Below are 23231 nucleotides of genomic sequence, written 5' to 3' on the forward strand. Positions count from 1 at the left end.
TGGACGCAGAGAAGCCGCGTAGGGGCCCGCAGGATCTGGTCGGTCGCCGCCGTGTCCCTGCACGCAGAGAAACCGCGCGCGGCACATCCCGTACTGTGCTCCCCTATGCCCCGACGCCGCGTCTCAGGGCTGAATCGCCGCCAGCTCCCGCATGGCGGCCCGGATCGCGTCCTCCGGATACGCGAAGTCCTCGAGCTCCCCTGCCAGGTGCTTCTCGTAGGCGGCCAGGTCGAAGTGGCCGTGGCCGGACAGGCCGAACAGGATGACCCGCGGCCGGCCCTCTTGCTTGGCCTCCAGCGCTTCGTCGATCGCCTTGCGCACGGCGTGGGCCGATTCGGGCGCGGGGATGATGCCTTCGGCCCGGGCGAACTGCACCGCAGCGTCGAAGACCGTCCGCTGCCCGTAGGCCACCGCCTCGACGTAGCCGTGGTGGTAGAGCAGGCACAGCAGCGGGGCGTCGCCGTGGTAGCGCAGGCCACCCGCGTGGATCGCCGGGGGGACGAAGGTGTGGCCCAGCGTGTACATCTTGAGCAGCGGCGTGGTGGCGGCGGTGTCGCCGAAGTCGTAGAGGTAGTCGCCGCGCGTCAGCGTAGGGCACGCCTGGGGCTCCACCGCCACGAACCGCACGGCCCGCCCGCGGAACTTCTCGGGCATGAACGGGAACGCCAGCCCGGCGAAGTTGCTGCCGCCGCCGACGCAGCCGATGATCACGTCCGGTGCGTCTCCGGCCAGCTCCATCTGCTTACGGGCCTCGAGGCCCACCACGGTCTGGTGCATCAGCACGTGGTTGAGCACGCTGCCCAGCGAGTACTTGGTGTCATCGTGGGTGGCGGCGTCCTCGACCGCCTCGCTGATGGCGATGCCCAGGCTGCCGGGAGAGTCCGGATCTTGCGCGCGAATCGCCCGGCCGGCCTGCGTCCGGTCGGTGGGGCTGGGCAGCACCTCGGCGCCCCAGGTCTGCATCATGACCTTGCGGTAGGGCTTCTGCTCGTAGGAGACCCGCACCATGTACACGGTGCAGGCCAGGTCGAACAGCCGGCACGCCAGCGCCAGCGCGCTGCCCCACTGCCCGGCGCCCGTCTCGGTCGTCAGGCGACGGGTACCTTCCTGCTTGTTGTAGAACGCCTGGGCCACGGCGGTGTTGGGCTTGTGGCTGCCGGCGGGACTGGTGCCCTCGTACTTGTAGTAGATGCGCGCGGGCGTGTCCAGGGCGCGCTCGAGCCGCCGCGCCCGGTGCAACGGCGTCGGCCGCCACAGCCGGTAGACGTCGCGCACCGGCTCGGGGATCTCCACCTCGCGCTCGGTGCTGACCTCCTGCATGATGAGCGCCATGGGAAACAGCGGCGCGAGGTCTGCCGGGCCGATCGGCTGCTTGGTCCCGGGGTGGATGACCGGCGGCAGCGGGACCGGCAGGTCGGCGGCGATGTTGTACCAGGCCTTGGGAATGTCGTGCTCGGACAGCAGGATCTTGGTCGCGTCCATCGCGTCCCCCCTTGACCCGCACGCCCGCCGTCGCGCAACCGTCGCGTCAGGGTCGCGGTGGGTCGTGCGGGGCATCTGCGCTGTGAGGAGTGGGGTTCGGGCCGGAGGCGTCGGCTCCTGCAGCAGGACCCTCGGGGCCGAGGCGCACGAGGGCGACGTCCGCCGCTGCTGGTGCGCCGGGAGCCTCCGGTCCGGAGGCCGACGGCGCCTCCTCGGCGGCGGATGGCGTGGGCGGTGCGGGCGCCTCCTGCGGTTGGGAGCGCGCCGCGTCGAGATCGAGCGGCTGCCCGGGACGCCGGACGCGCACCTGCAGGGCGCGCAGGCGATTGAGCACCGCCGCCACCTCGTAGGGCCGCGGCAGCGCGTAGTCGCCCGATCCGCGTTCTCCCTCCGAGAGCAGGAGCAGGCCGCCGGCCTCGAGGTCGGCGAAGACCCGCGCCAGGATCTCGGCGATGGACGCCGCGCCGTCGATGTAGCCCTTCTCCACGGCGTAGAGGATCGCGTCGCCGGCCGCGCGCGCCTGGCCGGGCTCCACGAGTTGCGGCAGGCCGGCCAAGTCCACGCTCTCGCGCCCTACCACCAGCGCGCCGCGTCCGCGCATCTCGCTGGCGATCCGGCGCCCCCGCAGGCCGTTGAAGCCGCGCGGCAGCGGGCATCGGGGTGCGGGGACGGCGACCGTCGCCCGCCGTGCTGCCCGCGGTGCGCCCAGAGCCACCGCCTGCTGTGCCGCCGCGGTGGCCGCCCGCGGCTGAAAGGCGTCCATCACCAGCACGGTGTCGGCGACGGCGAGGAAGTCGCCGAGCCCCGCGGTGGCGACAATCGAGGAGATCTCCAGGTCCTCCCACAGGGGACGCACCACGTCCACCAGGCGGGTCAGAGGATCGTCCGCCGGCGGGACGAGCGCTTCCATGCGCGCGTCGCGGGTCAGCAGCGCGGCCGGCAGGTCGTCCTCGTCGAACACGAACAGGCTGGTCCCCACCTCGAGGGCCTCGGCAAGGGACGCCACGACCGACAGCGCTCCGCTGGCACGCTCGGCCGAGAACGCGCTGACCTCGGGCCGCCCCGGCACCCGGTGGACCATGGCGCTGAGGTCCACCCGTTCGATCCGACGGCCGGGTTCCGCGCGCACCATGACCGCGTCGGGGACGGTTGCCACCAGCTCGCGGCCGTCCCCTGGCACGTGCGGGTACACCCCGCGGGCGACCGCGGCCAGCAGCGTCGACTTCCCCGAGAAGGCGCCGCCGGTCACCACCGTCACGCCGCGCGGGATGCCAAGCCCCCGCACCGTCCCACGGTGCGGCAGCGAGACGGTCACGGCCAGCGCATCGGGCGCTTGTAGGGGCTGCGCCCGACCGCCGCGCAGCGGCCCGTCGCCTGGCGGCGTCTCGCGGGGCAGCACCGCGCCGTCGGCGAGGAACGCCACCAGGCCCAGCGCCGGGAGCTGCGCCTGCAACGCCAGGTAGTCCTCGACGGTCTCGACGAACCGGCGGCCGGCCTCGCCGTCCAGGCGTGCCCACACCAGCCCGGCCTCGACCACCGCGGGCAGTTCCTCGAAGAACAGCGTGATGGCGGCCCGGGCCGCGGCCTTCCGCCCCTCCGCGGGTAACCCGATGGCCACGCGCACCTCGACCCAGTCCTCGGCGATGGTACAAGCGGCGCGCCGGAGCACGGTCTGGCTGCCCGCGTCCACCGCCAGCGGCGGCGTCCGGCCGGTCCAGCGCGTGCGGACGTGCCGGCGAATCGCCTCGGCCAGCGCGCGCGCAAGGAAGTCCTCGAGAGCGGTTTTGCGCGGTGGCGTCGACCAGAGGGCCGGGGGTAGCTGCGCCTCGGCCTGGTCGATCCGCACGCGACCCCGGCTCGGCCCGGCCATGGGGTCGGGCTGGATGGCGTCGAGGTAGAGGACGAAGCGGTCGAAGCGGTAGGCGCCGACCAGGTCCTGGTAGGCCTGAAACGGTTTGTTGTTGGCGACGATCAGCTTGTCGCGCAGGCGGTCCGATGGCAGCATGCTCGCGTGGGTGTCCTCCAGCGTCGTCTGCGCGGGATGCGCGTCAGCGCGAGGATAGCACAGCCTGGCCCGTAGCGGCGCGGGGCACCACGGGCAGCGGCCCGGCCGCGGCGCGGGGGCAACACGGTGCGCCCCGGGCGGCGCGCAGGCGCTGACGCACGAGCTGCAACGCGCGCTCGAGCTGGCTGTCGCGCCCCTGGTCGAGCTCGGCGAGGCCCAGCGCGACCGCGACGTGCGGCGTCACGCCCACGCCCTCCAGACGGCGCCCGCGGCCCGTGGCCAGCCGCCGCACCGTGATCAGCAGCGCTGACCCATCAGCCAGCTCGAAGGTCGCGCCCGCATCCACGGTCCCGCTGGTCCGCTCGCCCACCAGCGTGGCGCGCTCGTGTTCCTGCAGGGCCGCCGCCAGCAGTTCCGCCGCGGACGCAGTGCCCTCGTCCACCAGCACCACCAGCGGCACGTGGCCGGGCAGCACGGGCGCCGCCCACGTCCGGACGACCTGCGTCGCGCCGCCCCGCCGGGTCTCCTGCAGCACGGGCACGCCGGGGGGCAGGAGGGCGTTCAGCACGAGGAGCAGTTCGTGCACGTAGCCGCCGGTGTTGCCCCGCACATCGAGGACCAGGGCCCGCAGGCCGCTGGCGAGCAGGCGCTCCAGGCGCTGGCGCACTTCCCGCCCCACCCCGTCGGCGAACAGGCTGTGCAGCTTGAGGTACCCGACGCCATCGTCGAGCACTCTGGCGTCGAAGACGGGCGGCACGCGGATCGGCGCGCGGACGACGGACACGGCCGTCGGCTCGGCGGCACCCGGTCGTTCTACGACGAGGGTGACGGTGGTCCCGGCCGGTCCCCGGATCATCCCCGACACCTGCGTGATGTCCAGGCCGGCGGTGGGCACGGCGTCGATGCGCACCACGCGGTCGAACGGCCGTAACCCGGCGCCCTCGGCCGGCCCGCCGGGAATCACGTCGCGGATGTAGACGCGCCCCTCGCGCGCCAGCAACACCACCCCGATGCCCGAGAACTGCGCCTGCCGGCTGGCCTGGGCGCGCAGGCGCTCGTATTCCTCGGGCGGCATGAACCCCGTGTGGGAGTCGGCCAGCACCGCCGTCATGCCCCGGATCGCGGCGTGGGCGAGCGCTGTGCGCGTCAGGCGTCCGCTGGCGGCTTCTGCCGCAGCGTCGAAGCGCGCGCGGAAGGCCGCCTGCGCCTGCGCGTCGGGCAGGTCGGCCGGCAGGTCCGGCAGGTCAACGCCGATCCCGGCCGCGACCAGGGCGGCGCGCATGCCACCGATGCCGCCGTTCAGCAGCGGGACGACCTCGAGGCGGTCGACGTAGTGCTGGCGCAACAGCGCCAGCGCCTGCAGCACCAGCCCCGCGTCGGCCTGCACGGGGGCGGCCGCAGCTGGCGGTGCCTGGAGCGGCACCACCGGCACAGCGGCCACCAGCACTGCCCCCAGCAGCCAGACCGCGATGGAGAGCGGGTGGCGCCTGGTCACGGTGTACGCCCGCCTGGCGGGCCCTCGCGCCGCGACGCGGCCGCAGGGCGCACGCGCTCTGCCGCCACGGCCAGGGCACGCAGCAACTGCGGGTCGACGCCGCGGTCCAGGTCGGCGGCGGCGAGCGCGACCGCGTGGTCGGGCCGCAGGCCCACGCCCTCCAGGCGCTGCCCCAGGCCCGTGGCCAGCCGCTGCACGGTGACGCTGAGCGCAGAGCCATCGGAGAGGTCGAGCACGACGCTCGCTTCGACGGCACCGCCGGTCGGCGTGCCCACCACGGGCGCCCCCAGGTGCTCGCGCAGCGCGGCCGCCAGGAGTTCCGCGGCGGACGCCGTGGCCTCGTCCACGAGCACGACGACGGGCCACCCAGCGGGCAACACCGGCGAGCCCGCCGTGTGCACGATCTCCGTGCGACCGCCCCGGTTCGTCTCGCGCAGAATGGGGCGCCCCGGCGGGAGCAGGGCGCCTAGGGCCGCGGCGAGCTCGTGGACGTAGCCGCCGGTGTTGCCACGCAGGTCGAGCACCACGGCGCGCGCGCCCTTCCGGACCAGGTCGGCCAGCGCCCCCCGGAACTCGCGGCCCGAGCGCGCGCTGAACTGGTAGAACTGAAGGTAGCCGATCCCGTCCGGCAGCACGCGCGCCGCGAAGACCGCCGGCACCTGAATGGGCGCGCGCGTCAGCGTCACGGCCAGCGGCCCGGCGCGGCCCGGCCGGTCGAGCACCAGCGTGACCGGCGTCCCTGCTGGCCCGCGTATTGCGCCCGCCACCTGCTCCACCTGCATGCCGCCCGTGGAGACGGCGCCGATGCGGGCGATGCGGTCGAACCGTCGCACGCCAGCACGCGCCGCCGGGCCGCCGGGGATCACGTCGCGGACGTAGAAGCGGCCGGCGCGCTCCAGCAACACGATGCCCGCGCCCGTGAACCCGGGCTGGCCGCGCTGGCGCAGCTGGCGCTCTCGGTTGGCATCGGGGGGCAGGAAGCCGGTGTGCGAGTCCCGCAGCACAGCCGTCATTCCGCGGATGGCCGCATAGCTCAACGCCGTGCGCGACAGCCGGCCGGCGGCTGCAGCGGCCGCGGCGTCGAAGCGGGCCCGGAACGCCGCGTCGAGGCCTCGGACGTCGGATCCGAGGGGCGGCACGGGGGTGGCCACGCCTGCAGCGGCCAGCGCCGCGCGCAGACCGTCCAGGGCGCCGTTCAGCAACGGCGCGGGCTCCACGGGATCCACGTACCGCGCCCGCAGCACGCGCAACGCCTCGAGGACAAGCCCGGCGTCCGCCGCCTGCGCGGACGGCCAGCCCGCCGGCGCCACCAGCACCAGCGCGACCAGCGCGACCAGTGCCAGCAGCCGGGAGCGCCCCATAAGTACTCCCGATCGGACACCCATCCGCCCATGCACGGGTGCGATCAGTGCCAGCAACCGGAAGCGCCCCATCAGAGCACCGGACGGAACGGGACGAGCCGGATGAGGTACGAGTTGAGCAGGAACAGCAGGTCGGTGACCATGGCCACGCCCATGACGAGCAGGAAGATGCCGCTGGCGGTGGTCACCGCCCGCGCGTGCCGTCGCAACCAGCCCAGGGCGTCGACGGCGGCGACGAGCAGCGCCGCGGTCACGAGGAACGGGATGCCCAACCCCATCGCGTAGGCGAAGAGGAGCAGCGCGCCGTGGGCGGCCGTCTGCGTCGCCGCGGCCAGCGTGAGCACCGCGGTCAGCACCGGGCCGACGCACGGCGTCCAGGCGAAGCCAAACGCCATCCCCACGGGCACGGCGCCCAGGAGGCCCAGGGGGCGGCGCGGCAGGTGCCAACGGCGTTCACGCGCCAGCCCCGGGACGCGGATCACGCCCAGAACCGCCAGGCCCAGCGCGATCACCACGGCGCCGCCAACCCGCGACAGCCACTGCCGGTTGCCCAACACCAGCTCGCCCAGCACCGAGGCCGACGCGCCCAGGCCCGTGAAGACCACCGAGAACCCCAGCACGAACAGCGCGGTGGCCAGCAGCACCCGGCCCGCGTGCTGCCGGCGCTGCTCGACGCTCAGCTCCGCCAGGGAGAGGCCCGAGACGAACGACAGGTAGCCGGGGATGAGCGGCACCACGCACGGGCTCAGGAACCCGAGCACGCCCGCCGCGAACGCCAGCACGAGATTGACTTCTGCCACGACGGGCCACCTCCTCGCCCGGGCTGCGCGCCCCGTCTGCCGGCCAGACCGCCGCGCTCCCTCCTCCAAACGCGCACGGGCGGTGTGCTATGCCGCTTGGGCCCGGCGGCGGAGACCGCTCCTCCCAGCGGGCAAGGACGCCCGCCGACGCCCACCTCCAGCGCCTGCGCGACGAGCCGCTCCTCCCAAGGTGCAGGGGCCGCCCTGAACCCCAGACCGCCCGCTGGCCGCCCTGGCTGTCGACGCGCGCAGCCCGCCGACGGGTCACCGCGGCGCCGCCAGCGCCGCCAGGGCGATCACGTCTCCAGGGCGATCACGTCTCCTGCGCGCACCCCGAGCTGTGCGGCCGCGTCACCCCGGTTCACCGCCACCTCCACGGTGCCCGCGCTGCTCACCAGCGCCAGGACCTCGCCTGGGGCGCCGTCGGCGTAGGTGCGCACCCGCCGGACCGGGGTACGTCCTCCACGATACACCAGGGCGACCCGCTCCGGGAGGTCAGCGAGCCAGGTCCCCGGGATGTCGGTGACGAGGTTTCCGAAGGGATCGCAGTAGACCACCCGGCCGCTCAGGCGCCCGGGCGCCCGTGCGGGCGATGCGACCTGCGACGCGACCGGTAGCGCGACCGGCGCGGCGATGGGCGACGCGAACGCCTCGGGGGGAACGCCCGACGCGACGGCAGCCGCCGCCGGCGCGAAGACGTCGCGGCCGTGGAACGTGGCCGACGGCGGCTCGCGCACCAGCCGGGCCGTGTCGATGGCGAACGCCTGCGGGCGCCCCACCGCCGTGGCGGCGGGTACCAGCAGGCCGTTGTCAGGACCGACGAACCACTGCCCGCCCGCAGCGATGACCAGCCCGCGCCGTGCGGTGCCGACGTCCGGATCGACCACGGCCAGGTGGACCGTGCCCGCGGGAAACGCCGGCGCGGCCGCGGCCAGCACCGCGGCACCGCAGGCGACGTCGTGCCGGGGGATGTCGTGGGTGATGTCCACCACCACGGCGCGGCTGGCCCGCAGCAGCACGCCCCGCACCTCGCCCGGGTAGGGCGACGACGACCCGAAGTCCGAGAGCAGCGTGACGATCGGCACCGGCGCGCGCAGACGCCCGCGCCCTCAGGCGGCGCACCAGTGCGATGCCAGGTGCGCCAGCACGTCGGCGCAGGTCACCACCGACGGCACGTCCACCCACTCGACGGCGGCGTGGGCGCCCGCACCGCCCGGCCCGAACATCACCGTGGGGATGCCCGCGGCGCCCAGCAGCGCGGCATCGAACCACGGGTGCTCGCCCACCAGCCGCGGCGACCGGCCGCACACCGCCCGCACGCTGTCGGCCAGGGCGCGTACCACCGGCGCCTCGGGCGATACCTCGAAGGACGGCCGGCTCATGACGAGCTCGACGCGCGCCTGGAGCCCGGGCGAGCGCTGCTGCGCCTCGGACACGGCGGCCTCCAGTTCGGCGAGGACGTCCGCGTCCTGCTCGCCGGGCAGCAGACGGCGTTCCACCTCCAGGACGCAGCGGTCGGGGTACGTGCTCCACCCGACCCCGCCCGCAATGGTCGACGCGTGCAGCGAGGGCCGGCCGAGCAGCGGATGCGTCCGCTGCGGGAGCACCTCGCGCTCCAGGCGATCCAGCGCCACCAGCACGTGGCCCATCCGCGTGATGGCGTCGTCGCCGGCATCGTACCGGCTGCCGTGCGCGGCGCGGCCGGCGGTCTCCACCCGGGCCCAGAGGAATCCCTTGTGCGCGATGCACACCTCCAGCGCCGTGGGCTCGGTGATCACGGCGGCGTCTGCGCGTTCGCGCCGGATCAGGTCGAGAGCGCCCAGGCTCGCGTGCTCCTCGTCGACCACGAACGCCGCCACCAGCTCTCCGGCGGGGAGGCCCGCGGCCGCCACCACCCGCATGGCCTCCACGATGGCGGCCACGCCGCCCTTCATGTCGTACGCGCCGCGGCCGTAGAGGCGGTCGCCCTCCAGGCGGGCCGAGAACGGCTCGGCCATGCCCGTGGTCGCCACGGTGTCGGTGTGTCCGCACAGCAGCAGCCGCCGTCCGGGCCGCGCACCGGCCAGGCGGGCGACCACGTTGGGGCGCCCCGGCGCGACCTCGTCGAGGCGCACCTCCAGGCCCGCCGCGCGGCATTCCGCTGCGAGCAGCGTGGCCACCGCGCCCTCGCCGGCACCTCCTGGCGCCAGCCCGGGGTTGACCGAGTCGGTGGCCACCAGGGCCCGCAACAGACCCACGATGCGCGCGCGGTCGGCAGGCATCACGCCGGCGCCTGGCGTCCGGTTGCGTCCGCCATCTCGCTCCGCATGCGCACGCCGGTCCGCACGGCCCCGCCCGCGCCCGCGGCGGTGTGCCCCACGGCCCCGGCGCACGGGTGGATCGGTGGCGCGTCGCCGACAGCGGACACCGCGTGCTCGCCGCCGGCGATCGCACCCACAATGCGCAGCACCTCGGTGCCGTCCGCCACCGCCTCGGGCAGCGTCGCGCACACGCCCGCCGGCGTCAGATCGACCTCAGCGGCAAAGCACCGGATGTACGGGCGCAACGTGCCCGGCCGCGCCGCGCCGGGCGCTGGATGGTCGCGGATCGTCCCGCGCAGCGCAGGGTACGCGTGTTCCAGCGCGTCGAGGACGTCACCCAGCGTGAGCGGTCCGGTAGGCCGGGCGACCGTCACGTCCACGACGGCCGACGACAGCCCGCACAGCCGTCGCAGGTGGGTCGGCAGCCAGACGCGCACGGCGACCGTCGTCATGGCGCCGGACCGAGGGTCTGCACCTCCACGGACAGCACCGGAGGCAGGTGTGTGACGACCGCATCCCACCGATTCCCGGCGTCCCGTGACGCGTAGAGCTGCCCGCCGGTGGTCCCCATGTAGATGCCGCACGGGTCGAGCCGATCGACCGCCATCGCCTCCCGCAGCACGTTCACGTAGCAGTGCCGCACGGGTAGCCCCCTCTCCAGCGGCTCCCACACCCCGTCGCCCCGCCGGCTGCGCCACACCCGCAGGGCGCCGTCGGGCGGAAAGTGCTCGGTGTCGCCGGTCATCGGGACCACGTAGATCGTCTCCGGCTCGTGGGCGTGCACCGCGATGGGGAAGCCGAAGTCCGACGGCAGGTTGCCGCTGATCCTGGTCCACGAGCCGCCGGCGTCGTCGCTGCGGTAGACGCCGTAGTGCTTCTGCATGAACAGCGTGTGTGGCCGCGCCGGGTGCATGGCGATCTTGTGCACGCAGTACCCGGCTTCGGGCTCGGGCGTGGCCAGGTAGGGCGCGCGCAGGCCGCGGTTGGCGACCGCCCACGCCTGGCCGCCGTCGTCGGAGCGGAAGACGCCTGCGGCGGAGATGGCCACGTACAGCCGTCCGGGGTGCCTGGGGTCCAGCAGGATGGAGTGCAGCCCCAGGCCACCGGCCCCCGGCGCCCAGGCCGGGGCCGTGGGATGCGTGCGCAGCGCCGGCAGCTCCGTCCAGGTGATGCCGCCGTCAGCCGACCGGAACAGCGCCGCGTCTTCCACGCCGGCGTAGACCGCGTCCCGGTCCTCTGCCGAGGGCTCCAGGTGCCAGACCCGCTTGAACTGCCAGGGCTGGGGCTCACCCGCAAACCCCTGGTGCACCGCATCGCCGTCGGCGTACGTGAACTGGTTGCCCACGGGCGACCAGGTGCGCCCGCCGTCGTCGCTGCGCTGGACGACCGTCCCGTGCCACCCCGTCCACAACGCCGCGTACACGCGGTCGGGATCGGCCGGCGAGGCCTCCACGTGGAACACCTCCCACCCGCCAAACAGCGGCCCGGTCACCGTCCAGTCACGCCGGTCCGCGTCGGCGGTCAGCACGAACGCGCCCTTCCGTGTGCCCACGAGCACTCGCACTGTCGTCACCCCGCCACCCCCCTGACACATCCTGAAGGCCGCGTCCCTGACGGTTCCCGAACGAAGGTGAGCGGCCCGCTCGCACCCTCGTGACCCCTCCCCCTGATGCGTCCCCGCGTACGCGTGCAAGGCCCCGGCACCGGGGGCGGTGCCCCAATCTACACGGGCAGCATCGCCGCCAGCACCTCGACCAGATGCTGTGCGCGGCGGCCCGTGCCATGGGCGATCTGCTGACGGCACGAGACGCCCATCGCCACAACCGTCACCTCCGCCGGCTGGCGTCGGACCGCGGGCAGCAGCCGCCGCTCGCCGATGGCGAGCGAGAGGTCGTAGTGCTCGCGCTCGAACCCGAACGCCCCGGCCATGCCGCAGCACCCGGCATCCACGACGTCGACCTGGCAGCCTGCGGCGCGCAGGACGCCGGTGGCAGCCTGCAGGCCCACGAGCGCCTTCTGGTGGCAGTGCCCGTGGAGCAGCACCTTGCGCGGGGCGCCGCCTGCCACGGTCGCCGGCGTTGGGGTGGGCGCACCGCCCACCGGGACGGGCTCCGCCGCGGTGGCGGCGGGCGCCCACCCGTAGCTCTGCACGTGCCGGAAGAGGAACTCGTCGATCAGCAGCGCTCCCCGCGCCACCGCCCTTGTGTCGTCGTCCGCCACCAGGTCCGGCGCCTCGTCGCGGAAGGCGAGCAGGCACGACGGCTCGCATCCGACGATCGGCACGCCGGCCCGGACGTAGGGCAGCAGCCGCCGCACGTTCTCCCGCACCTGGGCGGCAGCCCGGTCCAGGAGCCCTTTGCTGATCATCGGCCGCCCGCAGCAGACCACCGGCGGCACGTGCACGGTGTAGCCGAGGTGCTCCAGCACCTGCACCGTGGCACGGCCGACTTCCGGGTAGTGGAAGCGCAGGAAGGTGTCCGCGAAGAGCACCACCTGCGGCCGCGGCCCGCCCTCGACCCCGGGGACGCCACCCCCGCCGGCCTGATGGGGACGGCGGCGGCGCCACCAGGCGTCGAAGGTCGGCCGCGCGAAGGCCGGCAGCGGCCGACGGCGATCGATGCCGACCAGGCGCTCCAGCACCCAGCGCGTTGGGGCCGCCTGGGCGATCCACGTCGACAGCGGGGCGAGCGCGGCGCCGGCACGGCTCAGGCGGTGGATGTCGGCGAACAGCCGTGCCCGCACCGGCACGCCATGGGTCGCGTGGTACCGTGCCAGGAACTCGTACTTGAGCTTGGCCATGTCCACGTTGGCGGGGCACTCGGCCTTGCAGCCCTTGCACTCCAGGCACAGGTCCAGCGCTTCGTACAGGCGCGGGCCCGTCAGCTCCTCGGGCGGCAGCACCCCGGAGAGCACCGCCCGCAGCAGGTTGGCGCGCCCGCGGGTGGAGTGGCGCTCTTCCCGCGTGACCATGTACGAGGGGCACATGGTCCCCTCGGTCGTCTTGCGGCAGGCCCCGACCCCGCTGCACATCTCCACGGCGGCTGCCAGGCCGCCGTCCCGGCTCCAGTCGAACCGCGTGGGCACCGCCAGCGTGCGGTACGACGGCCCGTAGCGCAAGTGCTCGGTCATGGGCGGCGCATCCACGATCTTGCCCGGGTTGAGCAGGCCATGGGGATCGAAGGCCTGCTTCAGCCGGCGAAACGCCCCGTAGAGGGCCGGTCCGTAGTAGCGCTCGAGGAACCACGAGCGCACCAGCCCGTCGCCGTGCTCGCCCGAGAAGGCGCCGCCGAACTCCAGGACCAGGGCCCCCACCTCCTCGGCGATGGCGCGCATCGTGGCGACGTCCGCCGCCTCCTTCAGGTTGAGGTAGGGCCGCACGTGCAGGCAGCCCACGCTGGCGTGGGCGTAGATCGCGGCCTGCACACCGTGGCGCGCCAGGATCGCCTGCACGCGCCGGATGTAGGGCGCCAGGCGCTCGGGCGGCACGGCGGTGTCCTCCACGAACGCGATGGGCTTGCGGTCCCCCTTGACGCCCTGGAGCAGGCCCTGCCCGGCCTTGCGGACCTGCCAGATGTTGTCCTGCGCCGCCGGGTCCTCGGCCCGCACCACGGCATAGCCCGCGCCGGCCTGGCGGAGCGTGCGCTCGGCCGCGTCCAGCCGCGCGCGCACCTCCTCGGGGTCGTCGCCGCTGAACTCCACGACCAGCAGCGCCGCCGGATCGCCCTGGACGAAGGTCATGCGCCGCGCGTACTCGAGCTGCGCGCGGGTCATCTCCAGCACGTGGCGGTCGATCAGCTCCACCGCCGACGGCCCATGCGACAGGAGCAGCTGCGTGGCCTCCAGGGCCTCGAGCAGGTCGCGGAAGTGCACCACGCCCACTACGGCGTGCTGGGGCCGGGGCACCACGCGCACCGTGGCCTCGGTGACGATGCCCAGCGTCCCCTCGGAGCCCACCAGCAACCGGCTCAGGTTGAACGGGCGTGCGCGCAGCTCGGGCAGGTTGTAGCCGGCCACCCGGCGCAGCAGGCGCGGGTAGCGCCGGTCGATCTCGTCGGCGTGGGCCTCGAGCACCTCCAGGACCGTGCGGTAGAGCTCGCCCTCGCGCGACGGGGCCTGGCGCCTGGCGTCCAGCGCCGCGTCGTCCAGGGGGCCGGTGACGAGCTCGCTGCCGTCCCACAGCAGCACCCGCAACGCCACCACGTGGTCCACCATCTTGCCGTAGACGATCGACCGGGCGCCGGCGGAGTTGTTGCCGATCATGCCGCCCAGGGTGGCGCGGTTGCTGGTGGCGGTGTCCGGTCCCAGCCGCAGGCGGTGGGGCGCCAGCGCGGCGTTCAGGTGGTCCTGCACGACGCCGGGCTGCACGCGCGCCACCCCGGCCGCAGGGTCGATGGCCAGGATGCGATCCATGTACTTCGAGCAGTCGATCACCACCGCCCGGCCGATGGCCTGCCCTGCCAGGCTGGTCCCGGCGCCCCGCGGCAGCACCGGCACGCCCTCCTCGGCGCACAGCCGCAACGTGGCGGCGATGTCGTCCGCATCGCGGGGGATCACGACACCCAGCGGCATGATCTGGTAGATGCTGGCGTCGGTGCTGTAGAGGACGCGGGAGATCTCGTCGAAGCGCACCTCGCCGCGGACGGCCGCGGCCAGATGGCGGGTCAGGCGCTCGAGGCGGTCAGGGGCTGTGCTGGTCATGGGTGCGGCCGCGGCGGGATGCCCCTGGCATCGTGTGAACGCACGGTGCCAGCGGGCATGGCTTACGCGCTCCGTTGCCTGTCGAAGACCTCTTTTGCTGCTGCCAGGGCGTCATGAGTCGCGGGGACACCCTGGTAGGGCGCGAGCTGCACGATAGCTTCGACGATCTCGTCACGGGTCCAGCCAAGCCGGAGCGCGGCCCCCACATACCCGCGCAGCTGCGCTGAGCGCCCTTGAACCGACAGGGCTACCAGCGTGATCAACACCCGGGTCTTGAGATCCAGCTGTGGGCGCCCGTAGAGGTCGCCGAAGACACTGGCGTACACCCACTCTGAGAAGAACGGAGCCAGCTCTTGCGTGGCCGGCGTCCCCGGCGGGACACCAGGTCCCATGATCTCCTCGCGCATGCGACGGCCCCGTGCCACACGGTCAGCTCCCACGGGCAGTGTTTCGTCCCTACGCTGGTCCATAAGTCCTCCTTGAGCGGTCGGGCGCGTGCGCTCCGACGCGTAGGATCGCGGGTACCGGAGCGCCCAGACGGCTACCGTCGGCGGAGCCCCAGTTCGTCGATGATCCGCGTCAACCGAGCTTCCTCGCCAGCGAGAAACCGGCGGAAGTCCGCGGGCCCCAGATAAAGGTCGACCGCCTTGGCGTTGGCGTTGAACCGTTTCCACGCGTCGCTATCCAGCGCCTTCTGAAACGCCACGGTCAGCACCGCGATCCGCGACGGCGGGACGCCGGCGGGTGCCAGCACGCTCCGCCACTGGGTATAGACGACGTCCCAGCCTTTCTCCTTCAGCGTAGGCACCTGCGGAAAGATCGGACTGCGCCGCTCGCTGGCGACGGCGAACGGCACGATGCGCCGTGCCTCGATGTGCTGAAAGACCTCGGACACGTTGCCGACGAGCACCTCGGCGTTCCCTCCCAAGAAGGCCAACGTGGCAGGCCCGCCGCCCTCATGCGGAATGTACTCGACGTCGATGCCCGCTTCTTTCTCCCAGGTCAACACGACGAAGCTATCGATGCCACCAATCGCCGAACCGGCCACACGCACCCGGCGGGGATTCGCCCGGGCGAACGCCACGAGCTCCTCCGGCGTCTTCCACGGCGCGTTCGGCCGCACCATGAGCCACTCCTCCTCGCCGTGAATACGCGCCACCGGGTCGAAGTTGTCCCACTTGAGCTGGGGCTGGTTGGCAATGATGGGCGTGATGATCGACGACCCCGCGTGGGCGAACAAGAGCGTGTAGCCGTCCGCGGGGCGTGTCGCCACGAAGGCGTTGGCGACGGTTCCGCCGGCTCCTGGCCGATTCTCCACCACGAGCGGCTGCGGTAGAATCCCTTTCACGGCATCGGCCAGCGCGCGCGCAAAGACGTCTGCACCACCACCAGGCGCAAAGCCTACGACGAACGTCACGGGGCGCGTGGGGTAGTCCACCGGCCCCGCCAGCCCTCCGGTGGCCAGCGCGGCCACCGTCCCGCCGACCGCCGCTACGAGTCGCCAGCGCCGTAACGCCCACAGGTCGTTGCGTGCCATAGCTCTCCCCCCTCCCGGAGACGTTGCCAAGCGACGTGCCCTACGTAACGACCGTTCGCCGCGTGCGCCACAGCGCCCGCACGTACGGCACCGCAGGATAGAGCAGCGCTGCCAGCGTGAGGCCCAAGAGCGCCGCCGACGCCGGCCGCGTGACGAAGATCGTCCAGCTGCCATGCGCGATCAGCAGCGACCGGCGCAGTTCGCTCTCGACGAGGCCGCCCAGGACCACGCCGAGCACCGCCGCCGACGGCGAGAACCCGTATCGTCGCATCACGTATCCGACAAGGCCGAAGACGAGCGCCAGGATGGGGTTCAGCAGAAAGAGGTCGGCTGCGTAGGTTCCGATGACGATGAGCGCGAGAATGGAGGCCACGAACACCGGTGGGGGGAGGCGTAGGACCAGCAGGCACAGGCGCAGGATGACGATGCCCACGGGAATCATGAGTAGATTCACGAGGACGAGCCCCGCGAAGAGCGTGTAGACGAGCTGGCTGTGGCGCGCCAGCAGAAAAGGCCCGGGCTGGATCCCGTGCAGGATCAAGGCGGCCAGCATCACCGCCGCCGAGTTCGATCCCGGGATTCCCAGGGCCAGGGTGGGGACCAAATCGCCCCCCTGCACCGCGTTGTTGGCGGTCTCGGGGGCGGCCACTCCCTCCAGCGAGCCCCTGCCGAAGAGGTCGGGACGCCGCGACCAGCGCCGCGCTTCGTTGTACGCGACGAACGATGACGCAGTCGCTCCGGCGCCAGGCATGATCCCGACGACCAGTCCCACGATTGTTCCAACCAGTGTGGCCCGCGACACGCTGCGAAGCTCGGCCAGCGTTGGGAAGGCCGTGGACGCTGTCCTGACCGCTACCTGCGTTTGCCCGGCGGGGTGCGCCAGCTGATGGAGCATCTCCGAGACGGCGAAGAGCCCCACCATGACCGAGATGATGTCCAGGCCCGCCGTGAGCTCGGCGCGACCGAACGTAAAGCGGAGGGACCCGGTGAGCGTATCGAGACCGACCGTCGTGAGCAGCAGGCCGAAAAACCCCGACGCCAGTCCCTTCAGCATGCTGCGCTCGCCCAAGCTCGCTAGCAGCGTGAGCCCCCACAACGCCAGCAGACACACCTCTGGTGACCCGAACGCCAGCACCACATTGCCCAGGGGCACGACCAGAGCCATCAGGACCACGACGCTCGCCAGGCCGCCAATGGTGCCACACACCAGTGAGACCCCCAGCGCCTTGGCCGCACGGCCCTGTTGGGTGAGTTCGTATCCGTCCAGCAGCGCCGCCGCTGCGCCCGGGGTCCCGGGCATGCGCAGCAGGATGGCGGGGATCGAGCCCCCGTAGTTCGCGCCAGCCCAGACGCCGGCCAGCAGCACCAGGGCCATAGCAGCATCCAGGCCGAACGTGAAAGGGAGCGCCAGCGCGGTGGCTACCGCGCCGCTGATCCCCGGCAGGGCGCCGCCGATGACGCCCCAGGCCACCCCGATCGTCATGATGAGCAAGCCGGGCCCACTCAGGGCCACGCCAAACCCTCCCAAGAGCTGCTCAGCGAAGCTCACGGTGCACGCATCACCACGGAAGCCTTCCGTCCAGGAAACCGTCTGGAATCGGTACCCGCAGGCCGAATCGAAAGGCGGCGTAGAGGACGACCGTAACGAGCAACGGCGCCAGGCCCACGGCCCGCCGCGAGGCGCCGCCATGGAGCGTCATCACGCCTATCACGTAGCACGGGGTCGTCAGCAGGTAGCCCACGCGCTCGAAGAGCGCCAGGTACACAGCCGTCAGCGCGACGCCCGCCACGAGCCGCCGCAGCGAGCCCGCCACGGGCGTTTCCATGGCGTCGCCGGGCTCCACGTCCGACATGGGTAGCCGGCGCTCGACGGGGTTGGGGCCTGTCACGGCTAGCACGCCAAGTGCCAATCCACACAAGGCAATGCCGATACCGAGTCCCATGGGAAACGCACGTGGACCGAGCGGGTCGGTCGGCACACCGGGGGGAATCCGGGACGCAGCCACACCGACGAGCACACCGAAGCCCATGAGGACCAAGGCGGTCACGCCGTGTTGCCCCGCGTCCCGATCCGTGGCCTGCCCGCCCCCCCTTCGGGAAGTCCCCGGTGTCCGAGATGGAACACTGTATGTCGTACGAGACTTTTTAAGAATTCGGCGCGTCGCGTGGGACTCCCTCCCGTTCATGACGTCTCTGGGGACGTGTCTGGCGGGAGAGCCGAAGGCCCTCGGGCTCCCAGAACAACTCGGTGAGGTGATGATCGTTCACGCGCGCATAGGCAATCGTCTCTCCAGTCATGCCCTCAGGGTGACAGATTCACTGAGCCGTTGGGGGTGACAAAATCAATGAGCTATTTCAAGCCAGTACAAGCGTGTTGACGCCCGCACGCGACCATGGTACCGTGAGGGTGGCAGGTCCGGCGTGTCTGCACGTTCCTCAGGCGTGTTCCCCACGATCCGCAGGATGTGAGCCCGACGGTCTCTGTACGCTACACGAAAGGCAGGCATGGCACGATGGCCACAGGCACGGTCAAGTGGTTCAGCGCGGAGAAGGGCTACGGCTTCATCGCCGTCGAAGGCGGCAAGGACGTCTTCGTCCACTACTCCGCCATCGTTGGCGAGGGCTTCAAGACCCTCGAAGAGGGCCAGCGCGTCCAGTTCGACATCGTCGACGGGCGCAAGGGGCCGCAGGCAGCCAACGTCACGGTCCTCTAAGCCGTCACCAGGATCGCGCACACCGCGCAGCGCCCTCCCACGCGTGCCGGGGCCCGGGCGCTGCGGCTGTTCACGTGCGCCGGCGGACGCGCGCACCGATCCCGCCGGAGGGTGCGCAGGCAGTGCTGGCATGCACCCGCACGCACGGTGGTGACGCGCTGCGAGCGGGCACGGCGGGCTCCGGCAGGTGTCCGGAGCCCGTTCGTTGCCGGACGGGCCGACGCCCTGGTAAGATCGAGCTGCACCGCACCGCGAGGCGGGAGGGCGCATGGTCGCCGTCGACCTGCTCGACCTCGGCTTTCGGATCTTCCTCCTGCTGATCCTGGCACGCGTGGTGCTCTCGTGGGTGCCCGATCTGGCCGTCCGCTTCCCGGCCGTGGCCCACGTCGTCTGGCGCCTCACCAACCCGGTGCTGGACCCGGTGCGGCGCTTGATGCCGCCGGTGGCCGGGCTGGACCTCTCGCCCCTGGTCGCCATCCTGTTGCTGCAGCTGCTGATCGTGCTGCTCAGGGAGGCGCTGTTGAGCCTGCTGTGAGGTCTCCCGTGGAGGGCGTCCGATGGTGCAGGCGTACGTGCTGATCCGCATCCTGCCCGGCAAACTGGCCGAGGCCCTGGCGCAGATTCAGAAGACGCCGGGCGTGAAGATGGCCCACGCCGTCACCGGGCCCACCGACATCATCGCCTTCGTGGAAACCGAGAGCATGGATACCCTGGGCCGGTTGATCGTCTCGCGGTTCCAGGAGACGCCCGGCGTCACCCGCACCACCACCTGCGTGGTGACGCCAGTTAGCGAGGGATAGCCAGTCCGCGCGGTCGACGCGGCCGCGGGCAGCCACGTCGGACGCTGGCCCGCACGGCCAAGGCCAACGCACGGAGGACGCACAGGGGGGCGCGGCGACCGGCTGCGGTCGCGAGGCCTGTACCGGGGTGATCGCGGCTGCCGGGCGAGGGCGCCTACACGGAGCCGTCCGGGCGCGCAGGCGCATCGTCGGGTGGACGGCGGCGCGGGAGCGCCCAGACTGCGACCAGCCCCACGGCCGACAGCGCCAGGAGTACGCCCAGCGTGTGCGCCAGGCCGATGCGGTCGGCGAGGGCGCCCACCGCCGTCAACGAGATCCCCGCGATCCCCCACGCCATGCCCGTCACCATGGCGCTGGCGAGGCTCGCGCGCCGCGGCAGCACTTCCTGCGCAATGGCCACGTTGACGGGCGCCGAGAGGTAGAAACTCATGCCCCCGAGCGCCAGGGCCACCAGCCCCCACGGGCTCGTGGTGGACGTGAACAGCAACAGCAGCGGCGTGCCCACGACGAACGACAGCGCGAGGATGGCACGTCGGCCCAGCCGGTCCGAGAGCGCGCCGCCCAGCAGCCCGCCCAGGGCCCCGATCCCGCCGAAGAGGAACACCGCCGTGGCACCCACCAGCAGCGACTGCCCCCGTTCCCGCAACAGCAGCGGCAGGAAAAGGATGAAGGAGAGGATGATCACACTGCGGATGACGACGATGAGCCAGACGAGGGCCAGCAGCGGGCCGTGCCGCCGCAGGTCGCTGGCCAGGCGATCGGGCGCCGGCGGGAGCGTGCCCTGCCAGGTGCGCGCCCGTGCCCACAGCACGGCGCAGGCGAGCAGCCCTGGCACCGCTGCGGCGACGGTGCCGTGCAGCCCCAGGACGCCCACGATCGGCGCCACGAACAGGGGCCCGAGCGCGTAGCCCAGTTCGCCGCCCGCCACGAACACCGAGAGCGCCGTGCCGCGCCGGGCGCCACCGACCTCGCCGGCCAGCGCGAACGCCTGGGGGTGGAACGACGCCACGCCGAGCCCGGTGAGGAACAGGATGATCAGCATCAGCCCGTACGTCGGCGCCAGCCCCACCAGGCCCATGCCGAGGACCGTCACCGTGGGTCCCAGCACGGCGAACGCCGGTCGGCGCACGCGGTCGGCGGCGAGCCCAAACAGCGGCTGGGTGAGCGCTGCGGTGGCGTTGAACGCGGTACCCATCAGGCCTGCCAGCGCCAGCGACAGGCCGAACTTGGCCACGACCAGCGGCAGCAGGGGCGCGAGGAACGCGGCGTAAAGGTCGTTGGTGAAGTGGGCCAGGGCCATGGTCCACAGCCGGTCCCAGGCCACTGGCCGCGGGCGGGACGAACGGAGCGACCTGCGAGGCGCCTGCACGACGACGTCGGGCATGAGAGCTTCAGCGTGCTGCGCCGCGCAGGCGCGCGGCCGGACGCGCCGCGCCACGCCCCGGCGGCGCCGCAAGGTGCGCGAGGCTCGCCGCTTGGTCCGGCACTCGCGCTCGACCATGCGGCGTCCGCTGCCTGCGCTGGCAGGGGTACGCGCGGCCCGCCGCCGCGCCCGGCACCCGGATGGCCGGTCCCGCGACGTACAGGGCGGGCCTCAGCGTGCGCGGGACGCGCGGCGCGGCGGTCGGACGACCTTGGGCGACCGGGCCGCGCGGCGCCCGTCACCGGTGGGGAGCGTCTCCTCCCACGTCACGATGCTGTGGTAGAAGACGCGGTCACCCTCCTCCAGGCCCCGCGTGATCTCGGTAATGTGCATCGTGGTGGCGCCGAACTCCTTGAGGGCGTACTCCACGGCGGCCTCCGGCTTGGCGTCGTTGCCGCACGTGAAGATGTCCAGCGCCACGTAGCCGTACTCGGGCCAGGTGTGCACCGACAGGTGCGATTCGGAGATGACGACCACGCCCGAGACACCGTTGGGAGGGAAACGGTGGAACGAGATCGCCCAGACGGTGACGCCCGCCACTTCGGCCGCACGGACCAGGATCTGCTCGACGGCCTCGACCCGCCCAATGATCTCCGGATTGCACCCCGAGGCCTCGGCCACGTAGTGGTGTCCGACCGGTTCCATCTCCCACCTCCCCCGTGCCACGCGTGCCGTCGACCGAACGACCACTCATGGTACGGATCGCCGCGCGCGGTGTCAACGCGACCGACGACGCCAGCGTCTTTCGGCGCGCACAGACACTTCCCTGCCCGCGGCCCGCGGGCACGGCGCGCGCAGCGACGGCCGCGCTCACAGACGCAGTCGAGGATCCAGGGCGTCGCGAATGGCGTCGCCCAGCAGGTTGAAGCCCAGCACGGTGAGCATGATGGCCAGCCCGGGGAAGGTGACGCTGTGGGGCGCCAGGCGGATGTACTGACGGGCGCTGGAGAGCATCGTGCCCCACTCCGCCGCCGGCGGCTGCGCCCCGAGGCCCAGGAACCCTAGCGCCGCAGCCGACAGGATCGCGGACGCGAACTGCAGAGTCGACTGCACGATGATCACCGCCATGGTGTTGGGCAGGATGTGCCGCCAGAGGATGCGCCGGGCCGACGCGCCCAGCGCCCGGGCGGCCTCCACGAACTCCTGCCCCCGCATGGCCAGGACCTGACCGCGCACGAGCCGGGCGTAGACCGGGATGGACACGACGCCCACGGCCACCATCACCTGCGGCAGCCCCACGCCGAGGATGGCGACGAGCACGATGGCCAGCAGGATGCCCGGAAAGGCCAGTAACACGTCGATGGCGCGCTGGACCAGGAGGTCCGGCCATCCGCCGAAGTAGCCCGAGAACGCGCCGACGGGCACGCCGACACTCGCACCGATCGCGACCGCAATGGCCCCGATGACCAGCGACAGACGGGCACCGTAGACCACGCGGCTGAGGAGGTCGCGCCCGAGCTCGTCGCGACCCAACCAGAAGTCACGACTGGGGCCCTGCAGGCTGGCCTCCAGGGCGATCTCGTAGGGATCGTGGGGCGCCAGCCACGGCGCGAAGAGCCCGGCCGCCAGGAACGCGGCAAGGATCCCCAGACCCGCCAGCCCAGCCCGGTGGCGCCGAAGGTGGCGCCAGACGGCGTAGGCCCGTGCCGGCTTGACGTGAATCATTCGTAGCGGATGCGCGGGTCCACCACGGCGTACAGCACGTCGACGACGAGGTTGACCACCGCGAAGGCGAAGGCCACCACCAGCACGGCTCCCTGCACCACCGGGTAGTCGCGGGCCAAAACCCCCTCCACGAGCAGCCGGCCGATGCCCGGCCAGGCGAAGACGCTCTCCGTCAGGACCGCGCCCGACAGCAGGGTGCCCATCTGCAGGCCCACGACCGTAATGACGGGGATCAGGGCATTACGGAAGGCATGGCGGTTGACGACCACGCGCTCGGCCAGTCCCTTGGCGCGCGCCGTGCGGACGTAGTCGGCACGGAGCACCTCGAGCATGCTCGAACGCGTCATGCGGGCGATGATCGCTGCCGTGGCCAGGCCCAGCGTCACCGCCGGCAGCACCAGGTGCAGCGGTGTGCCGGTCCCCACCGCGGGCAGCCACCCCAGCCACACCGCGAACACCAGGATCATCATGAGGCCCGACCAGAACACGGGCATCGAGAGCCCCAGCAGGGCCGCCAGCATCACCAGGGTGTCGATCACCGAGTACGGGCGCATCGCCGACACCACCCCTGCCGCGATGCCGACGCTGACGGCGACGGCGAGCCCGGCCAGCGCCAGGGTCACGGTGTTCGGGATGCGCGCCCACAGCTCATGGGTGACCGGTGCTCGGGACCGCACGGAGCGGCCGAGGTCGCCGCGCAGTAGATTGGCCGTGAACGCGGCGAACTGCACCAGCAGCGGGCGGTCGAGCCCGAGTTCCCGGCGCACCGCCTCCACGAACTCCCGGGTGGCGGCTTCGCCGGCGATGACCTGGGCCGGGTCGCCCGGGATGACCCGCACCATGGCAAAGACCACGAAGGCGACGCCGAAGACCACCGGGACGGCCAGCAGGAGCCGCGTCGCGATGTACCGCCACATCCGAGGCTGGCGCCGGGGCCGCGGAGCGCGGCCC

General features: G+C 72.7%; 21 protein-coding genes. 3 read left to right on the plus strand and 18 right to left on the minus strand.

Features of this window, described 5'->3' with window-relative positions; all coding sequences use genetic code 11:
- Window positions 1-123: 123 nt before the first annotated feature.
- The 14 genes from QN157_00525 to QN157_00590 all read right to left on the minus strand — a co-directional run bounded on the left by QN157_00525 (window position 124) and on the right by QN157_00590 (window position 17864).
- Window positions 124-1482, minus strand: coding sequence for a TrpB-like pyridoxal phosphate-dependent enzyme (locus QN157_00525; GenBank protein MDR7554068.1), 1359 nt, complete (start codon window positions 1480-1482; stop codon window positions 124-126).
- Window positions 1483-1528: 46 nt separating this feature from the next.
- Complete coding sequence (locus QN157_00530) at window positions 1529-3487, minus strand: ABC-ATPase domain-containing protein (GenBank protein ID MDR7554069.1); 1959 nt, start codon at window positions 3485-3487, stop codon at window positions 1529-1531.
- Window positions 3488-3530: 43 nt separating this feature from the next.
- Window positions 3531-4982, minus strand: a complete 1452-nt coding sequence (locus tag QN157_00535; protein ID MDR7554070.1) for a S41 family peptidase — start codon at window positions 4980-4982, stop codon at window positions 3531-3533.
- Window positions 4979-6343: a S41 family peptidase gene (locus tag QN157_00540; GenBank protein ID MDR7554071.1), complete on the minus strand. Its 1365-nt coding sequence runs from the start codon at window positions 6341-6343 to the stop codon at window positions 4979-4981. Before QN157_00540 ends, QN157_00535 begins: the two co-directional genes overlap by 4 nt.
- Before the next feature lie 71 nt (window positions 6344-6414).
- Entirely contained in the window at window positions 6415-7143 is a 729-nt protein-coding gene (locus QN157_00545) for a cytochrome c biogenesis protein CcdA (GenBank protein ID MDR7554072.1), read from the minus strand.
- A 296-nt stretch (window positions 7144-7439) separates the two neighbouring features.
- Window positions 7440-8228, minus strand: coding sequence for an SAM-dependent chlorinase/fluorinase (locus tag QN157_00550; protein MDR7554073.1), 789 nt, complete (start codon window positions 8226-8228; stop codon window positions 7440-7442).
- 24 nt (window positions 8229-8252) lie between these two features.
- Complete coding sequence (locus QN157_00555; protein MDR7554074.1) at window positions 8253-9404, minus strand: M20/M25/M40 family metallo-hydrolase; 1152 nt, start codon at window positions 9402-9404, stop codon at window positions 8253-8255.
- Window positions 9404-9895 (minus strand): MoaD/ThiS family protein, encoded by a 492-nt coding sequence (locus QN157_00560; protein MDR7554075.1) that lies wholly within the window; start codon window positions 9893-9895, stop codon window positions 9404-9406. The genes QN157_00555 and QN157_00560 overlap by 1 nt, the downstream gene beginning before the upstream one ends.
- The gene (locus tag QN157_00565; protein MDR7554076.1) at window positions 9892-11016 is read right to left on the minus strand and encodes a sialidase family protein; all 1125 of its coding nucleotides are present in this window, start codon (window positions 11014-11016) and stop codon (window positions 9892-9894) included. Before QN157_00565 ends, QN157_00560 begins: the two co-directional genes overlap by 4 nt.
- A gap of 149 nt (window positions 11017-11165) precedes the next feature.
- Complete coding sequence (locus QN157_00570) at window positions 11166-14141, minus strand: FAD-linked oxidase C-terminal domain-containing protein (protein ID MDR7554077.1); 2976 nt, start codon at window positions 14139-14141, stop codon at window positions 11166-11168.
- A gap of 62 nt (window positions 14142-14203) precedes the next feature.
- Entirely contained in the window at window positions 14204-14611 is a 408-nt protein-coding gene (locus QN157_00575) for a carboxymuconolactone decarboxylase family protein (protein MDR7554078.1), read from the minus strand.
- Between the two features lie 71 nt (window positions 14612-14682).
- On the minus strand, window positions 14683-15678 hold the full coding sequence (locus QN157_00580) for a tripartite tricarboxylate transporter substrate binding protein (GenBank protein ID MDR7554079.1): 996 nt from the start codon (window positions 15676-15678) through the stop codon (window positions 14683-14685).
- A 40-nt stretch (window positions 15679-15718) separates the two neighbouring features.
- Window positions 15719-17227 (minus strand): tripartite tricarboxylate transporter permease, encoded by a 1509-nt coding sequence (locus tag QN157_00585; GenBank protein MDR7554080.1) that lies wholly within the window; start codon window positions 17225-17227, stop codon window positions 15719-15721.
- Between the two features lie 10 nt (window positions 17228-17237).
- Window positions 17238-17864, minus strand: a complete 627-nt coding sequence (locus tag QN157_00590; protein ID MDR7554081.1) for a tripartite tricarboxylate transporter TctB family protein — start codon at window positions 17862-17864, stop codon at window positions 17238-17240.
- 327 nt (window positions 17865-18191) lie between these two features.
- Between QN157_00590 and QN157_00595 the strand changes: the two genes are divergently transcribed.
- The 3 genes from QN157_00595 to QN157_00605 all read left to right on the plus strand — a co-directional run bounded on the left by QN157_00595 (window position 18192) and on the right by QN157_00605 (window position 19192).
- Entirely contained in the window at window positions 18192-18392 is a 201-nt protein-coding gene (locus QN157_00595; protein ID MDR7554082.1) for a cold-shock protein, read from the plus strand.
- Window positions 18393-18660: 268 nt separating this feature from the next.
- Window positions 18661-18927 (plus strand): YggT family protein, encoded by a 267-nt coding sequence (locus QN157_00600; GenBank protein MDR7554083.1) that lies wholly within the window; start codon window positions 18661-18663, stop codon window positions 18925-18927.
- Between the two features lie 22 nt (window positions 18928-18949).
- A complete protein-coding gene (locus tag QN157_00605) occupies window positions 18950-19192 on the plus strand; it encodes an Lrp/AsnC ligand binding domain-containing protein (GenBank protein MDR7554084.1) in 243 nt (80 codons plus the stop codon).
- A 154-nt stretch (window positions 19193-19346) separates the two neighbouring features.
- Here QN157_00605 and QN157_00610 read toward each other — a convergent pair whose 3' ends face one another.
- The 4 genes from QN157_00610 to QN157_00625 all read right to left on the minus strand — a co-directional run bounded on the left by QN157_00610 (window position 19347) and on the right by QN157_00625 (window position 23197).
- Window positions 19347-20492, minus strand: coding sequence for an MFS transporter (locus QN157_00610; GenBank protein ID MDR7554085.1), 1146 nt, complete (start codon window positions 20490-20492; stop codon window positions 19347-19349).
- 294 nt (window positions 20493-20786) lie between these two features.
- A complete protein-coding gene (speD, locus tag QN157_00615) occupies window positions 20787-21260 on the minus strand; it encodes an adenosylmethionine decarboxylase (GenBank protein MDR7554086.1) in 474 nt (157 codons plus the stop codon).
- Window positions 21261-21425: 165 nt separating this feature from the next.
- A complete protein-coding gene (locus tag QN157_00620) occupies window positions 21426-22280 on the minus strand; it encodes an ABC transporter permease (protein MDR7554087.1) in 855 nt (284 codons plus the stop codon).
- Window positions 22277-23197, minus strand: a complete 921-nt coding sequence (locus QN157_00625) for an ABC transporter permease (GenBank protein MDR7554088.1) — start codon at window positions 23195-23197, stop codon at window positions 22277-22279. The genes QN157_00620 and QN157_00625 overlap by 4 nt, the downstream gene beginning before the upstream one ends.
- Between the last annotated feature and the right edge of the window lie 34 nt (window positions 23198-23231).

This window comes from Armatimonadota bacterium, from assembly GCA_031459855.1.
Classification (GTDB): domain Bacteria; phylum Sysuimicrobiota; class Sysuimicrobiia; order Sysuimicrobiales; family Humicultoraceae; genus Fervidifonticultor; species Fervidifonticultor primus.

Excerpts from the sequence above, each read along its gene's own strand:
- QN157_00525 (MDR7554068.1), bottom strand. The coding sequence starts at position 1,482 with ATGGACGCGACCAAGATCCTGCTGTCCGAGCACGACATTCCCAAGGCC.
- QN157_00530 (MDR7554069.1), bottom strand. The coding sequence starts at position 3,487 with ATGCTGCCATCGGACCGCCTGCGCGACAAGCTGATCGTCGCCAACAAC.
- QN157_00540 (MDR7554071.1), bottom strand. The coding sequence starts at position 6,343 with ATGGGGCGCTCCCGGCTGCTGGCACTGGTCGCGCTGGTCGCGCTGGTG.
- QN157_00555 (MDR7554074.1), bottom strand. The coding sequence starts at position 9,404 with ATGCCTGCCGACCGCGCGCGCATCGTGGGTCTGTTGCGGGCCCTGGTG.
- QN157_00560 (MDR7554075.1), bottom strand. The coding sequence starts at position 9,895 with ATGACGACGGTCGCCGTGCGCGTCTGGCTGCCGACCCACCTGCGACGG.
- QN157_00570 (MDR7554077.1), bottom strand. The coding sequence starts at position 14,141 with ATGACCAGCACAGCCCCTGACCGCCTCGAGCGCCTGACCCGCCATCTG.
- QN157_00575 (MDR7554078.1), bottom strand. The coding sequence starts at position 14,611 with ATGGACCAGCGTAGGGACGAAACACTGCCCGTGGGAGCTGACCGTGTG.
- QN157_00580 (MDR7554079.1), bottom strand. The coding sequence starts at position 15,678 with ATGGCACGCAACGACCTGTGGGCGTTACGGCGCTGGCGACTCGTAGCG.
- QN157_00590 (MDR7554081.1), bottom strand. The coding sequence starts at position 17,864 with ATGAACGGGAGGGAGTCCCACGCGACGCGCCGAATTCTTAAAAAGTCT.
- QN157_00595 (MDR7554082.1), top strand. The coding sequence starts at position 18,192 with ATGGCCACAGGCACGGTCAAGTGGTTCAGCGCGGAGAAGGGCTACGGC.
- QN157_00600 (MDR7554083.1), top strand. The coding sequence starts at position 18,661 with ATGGTCGCCGTCGACCTGCTCGACCTCGGCTTTCGGATCTTCCTCCTG.
- QN157_00605 (MDR7554084.1), top strand. The coding sequence starts at position 18,950 with ATGGTGCAGGCGTACGTGCTGATCCGCATCCTGCCCGGCAAACTGGCC.
- QN157_00610 (MDR7554085.1), bottom strand. The coding sequence starts at position 20,492 with ATGGCCCTGGCCCACTTCACCAACGACCTTTACGCCGCGTTCCTCGCG.
- speD (MDR7554086.1), bottom strand. The coding sequence starts at position 21,260 with ATGGAACCGGTCGGACACCACTACGTGGCCGAGGCCTCGGGGTGCAAT.
- QN157_00620 (MDR7554087.1), bottom strand. The coding sequence starts at position 22,280 with ATGATTCACGTCAAGCCGGCACGGGCCTACGCCGTCTGGCGCCACCTT.
- QN157_00625 (MDR7554088.1), bottom strand. The coding sequence starts at position 23,197 with ATGTGGCGGTACATCGCGACGCGGCTCCTGCTGGCCGTCCCGGTGGTC.